This is a genomic window from Photorhabdus caribbeanensis (assembly GCF_018448885.1).
GTDB lineage: Bacteria > Pseudomonadota > Gammaproteobacteria > Enterobacterales > Enterobacteriaceae > Photorhabdus > Photorhabdus caribbeanensis.
In genome coordinates this window covers 1-2,823 of the sequence record NZ_RCWB01000083.1, presented here as the reverse complement: position 1 = coordinate 2,823, position 2,823 = coordinate 1, and the positions used below count along the sequence as shown (strand labels likewise).

The window sequence follows — 2,823 nt, the reverse complement described above, 5'->3', positions numbered from 1 at the left end:
TGAGTCGTTGGAGCGCCATCACGATTAACTATCAGAGATTTATTGCGAAAACTAAATATAACCCGCTCACACAAATGATCCAGGAATTTCAATGCCTGAAAGTGACGTTTGATGGCTGGCGGCCAGCGTATTGTTTATTTCTAGAGGCCAAAGCGCGGTATGACCAGTTTTTTGATAATGGGGGTGGTCCCAAAGAGTGGTGGAAAGGTGAACGTTCTGGGCGAGATCAGGCAGCACGACAACAGGGAGTGTGTAATCTACTAAACTGTACACCTAATGTGGAATGGCATTTTTTACAACCGATTAGTTATCGTTATTTTCAACGAATATTTCATATTTATAAAAATATTAGTGTTCACTATACGCCGTGCCCTGAATTGAATGGCATTGCTTAAAGTAAAAGGAGGATAAAATGTCAATAGTTCGTCTAGAAATTAATGTATATTATGAACAACATAAAACGGTTACTGTCAACACTGTGTTGATGGATTTATTCCATATTACTCAGCAGCTTGATATTTTTTTTAACCAGAAGAAAACTTGGTTTTTACAAGGATATTCTAGGAAGGAGGCATTGAAACATATAGTTTTTGATAAGCAGGGGCCAACTGGAGCAGCAATAAAGAGTTTTGAAAATAGCCATAAAAAAAATTTTCCTTTTCTTAATGAAGGTATATGGGATGGTGAAGAAGATAGTATAGCTAGTGGTATTAGTTACAGCAAAATGTTAATGGATCGTCCTAACTGGGTTTGGTTGACTCTAAGGTTGAAAATTGGCTGTGACCAGTTCAATATTTCCCGATTAATTAATCTGATTAAATATTTAGTTGTTAGTCGTGATTTCCCTTATATCCAAATAGAAACTAATGGCTACACTTTATGGAATAAAAATGTTTTCCCTGATCGTCTCAGCGTTGGTTGGATGCTTTACCAGCCCCGTATTATTGATAAATCCTATCTGCCTATGGCGGAGGATGTGCTTCCTGTGTATCAAAATAATGAACAGGTTGGCACGCTGATTATTACCAAAAAAGGCATTTTTGATGGAAGAAATCAGGATGACATTGATAAGTCTAATAATGTTGAAATACAGTTGGTGAACTTGGGATTACTGCCATTAATTACCGAGGTTTAATAGGGATATTATTTCCCAATTGAAAAACGATGGAGGGTTTTAATGTCAAAAGCAGTTATTCTGTTAGGTGATACGACAGATCATGGTGGTAAGGTTATTACCGCTATTGATGAATATATTCACAATGATATTCCTATTATTGTAAAAAATAAGATAAGCAGGAGACGTTAATATGCCAATACCCTTATTAGCCCCTGTTGTAGTGGGTGCGGCTGAATATGTCGCCAGCGCCTGTGCCGGGGTATTAATTGCAGTCGGTATCATGGAAGCGGGTAAAGATAAATCCGTTATAGACGATGATAACATTCAACATAAGAAAACGGATTTTGTAATCAACCCTGACATCACGGATGAAGATCGAAATATTGTCTGGAGTGCTGAGGTCTATGCGGATTTTTGGGAGGACGATGATTTAGGGGAAGAATCAATTGATACCAGTGCTGTTCAGGCTAAAGCACAGTCTAAGACGGAAGAGTGTGAAAAAACGGAAACTAAAAAAGAGTGTCAGGCTTGTCTTGCTATTCCGGTGACGAGTGAAAAGTATCGTAAAGTTAGCCGCTGGAGCGCCATCACGATTAACTATCAGCGATTTATTGCTAAAACTAAATATGACCCGACCACACAAATGATTCAGGAGTTTCAGTGCCTGAAAGTCACCTTTGATGGTTGGCGGCCAGCGTATTGCTTATTTCTAGAGGCCAAAGCGCGGTATGACCAGTTTTTTATTAGTGAGGATGAGCCTAAAGGTTGGTGGAAAGGTGTTAAATCAGCACAAAATCAGGCTGTCAGACATCAGGCCGTCTGTGATGTACTGGATAGCACTCCTCACGTGGAATGGTACTTTTTACAGCCCATCAGTTATGGATATTTTAAAGTACTATTTAGTAAATATAAGAATATCAGTGTTCACTATACCCCTTGCGATAGTTTAGTTTAACACGAGGTAAACATGGCAATAGTTCGTATAAAAATTAATGTATATTATGAGCAGAGAGAAACCATTACCGCCCATACAGCTTTGATGGATTTGTTTCATATTACACGGCAAATTGATGTCTTTTTTAACCAAGGAAAAGCTTGGTACTTAACTGGCTACTCCCGAAAGGAGGCCTTAAAACATCTTGTGTTTGATGATCAGGGGCCAACTGAGGTTGCTATAAAAAGTTTCGAAAAAGATTATAAGAAAAATTTTCCTGCTCTTATTAATGGCATATGGGATGGTGAAAAGGATGAATTATCCAGTGGCATGAGTTATAGAAAAATGTTAACTGATCGCCCTAATTGGGTCTGGCTGGAAATGAACCTAAGGATTGACAGTCATCAGTTTGATGTCTCTCGATTAATTGATTTTGTCAAATATTTAGCGGCCAGCCGTGATTTTCCTTATATTCAAGTCGAAAATAATGGTTATACCGTAAAAAGCAAACAGGTTTTCCCTGATCGCTTAAGTGTTGGCTGGATGCTTTACCAGCCCTGCATTATTGATAAATCCTATCTTCCTATGGCGGAGGATGTGCTTCCTGTGTATCAAAATAATGAACAGATAGGCACCCTGATTATTACCAAAAAAGGCATTTTTGATGGAAGGAATCAGGATGATATTGATAAATCCAATGATGTTGAAATTCAGTTGGTGAATTTGGGATTACTGCCGTTAATTACCGAAGTTTAATGGGAGTGATGTTATT

Annotated in this window: 5 protein-coding genes; all 5 read left to right on the top strand. The window is 38.2% G+C overall.

The genetic code is table 11. From position 1 onward, the window contains the following. Positions 1–395 (top strand): Tox-REase-5 domain-containing protein (locus EAE90_RS22965; protein WP_246551114.1); only part of this gene is annotated, 395 nt, incomplete at its 5' end. A gap of 17 nt (positions 396–412) precedes the next feature. Next, positions 413–1,135, top strand: coding sequence for an Imm52 family immunity protein (locus tag EAE90_RS22960; protein WP_214055422.1), 723 nt, complete (start codon positions 413–415; stop codon positions 1,133–1,135). 42 nt (positions 1,136–1,177) lie between these two features. After that, entirely contained in the window at positions 1,178–1,306 is a 129-nt protein-coding gene (locus EAE90_RS24370; RefSeq protein ID WP_281422392.1) for a PAAR domain-containing protein, read from the top strand. A 1-nt stretch (position 1,307) separates the two neighbouring features. Continuing rightward, positions 1,308–2,072, top strand: coding sequence for a Tox-REase-5 domain-containing protein (locus EAE90_RS22950; RefSeq protein WP_214055421.1), 765 nt, complete (start codon positions 1,308–1,310; stop codon positions 2,070–2,072). A gap of 12 nt (positions 2,073–2,084) precedes the next feature. Continuing rightward, positions 2,085–2,807 (top strand): Imm52 family immunity protein, encoded by a 723-nt coding sequence (locus EAE90_RS22945; protein ID WP_214055420.1) that lies wholly within the window; start codon positions 2,085–2,087, stop codon positions 2,805–2,807. The last annotated feature ends 16 nt before the right edge of the window (positions 2,808–2,823 follow it).

Bases quoted from the DNA above. Each gene is read 5' to 3' on its own strand.
- EAE90_RS22960 (WP_214055422.1), top strand. From the start codon at position 413: ATGTCAATAGTTCGTCTAGAAATTAATGTATATTATGAACAACATAAA.
- EAE90_RS24370 (WP_281422392.1), top strand. From the start codon at position 1,178: ATGTCAAAAGCAGTTATTCTGTTAGGTGATACGACAGATCATGGTGGT.
- EAE90_RS22950 (WP_214055421.1), top strand. From the start codon at position 1,308: ATGCCAATACCCTTATTAGCCCCTGTTGTAGTGGGTGCGGCTGAATAT.
- EAE90_RS22945 (WP_214055420.1), top strand. From the start codon at position 2,085: ATGGCAATAGTTCGTATAAAAATTAATGTATATTATGAGCAGAGAGAA.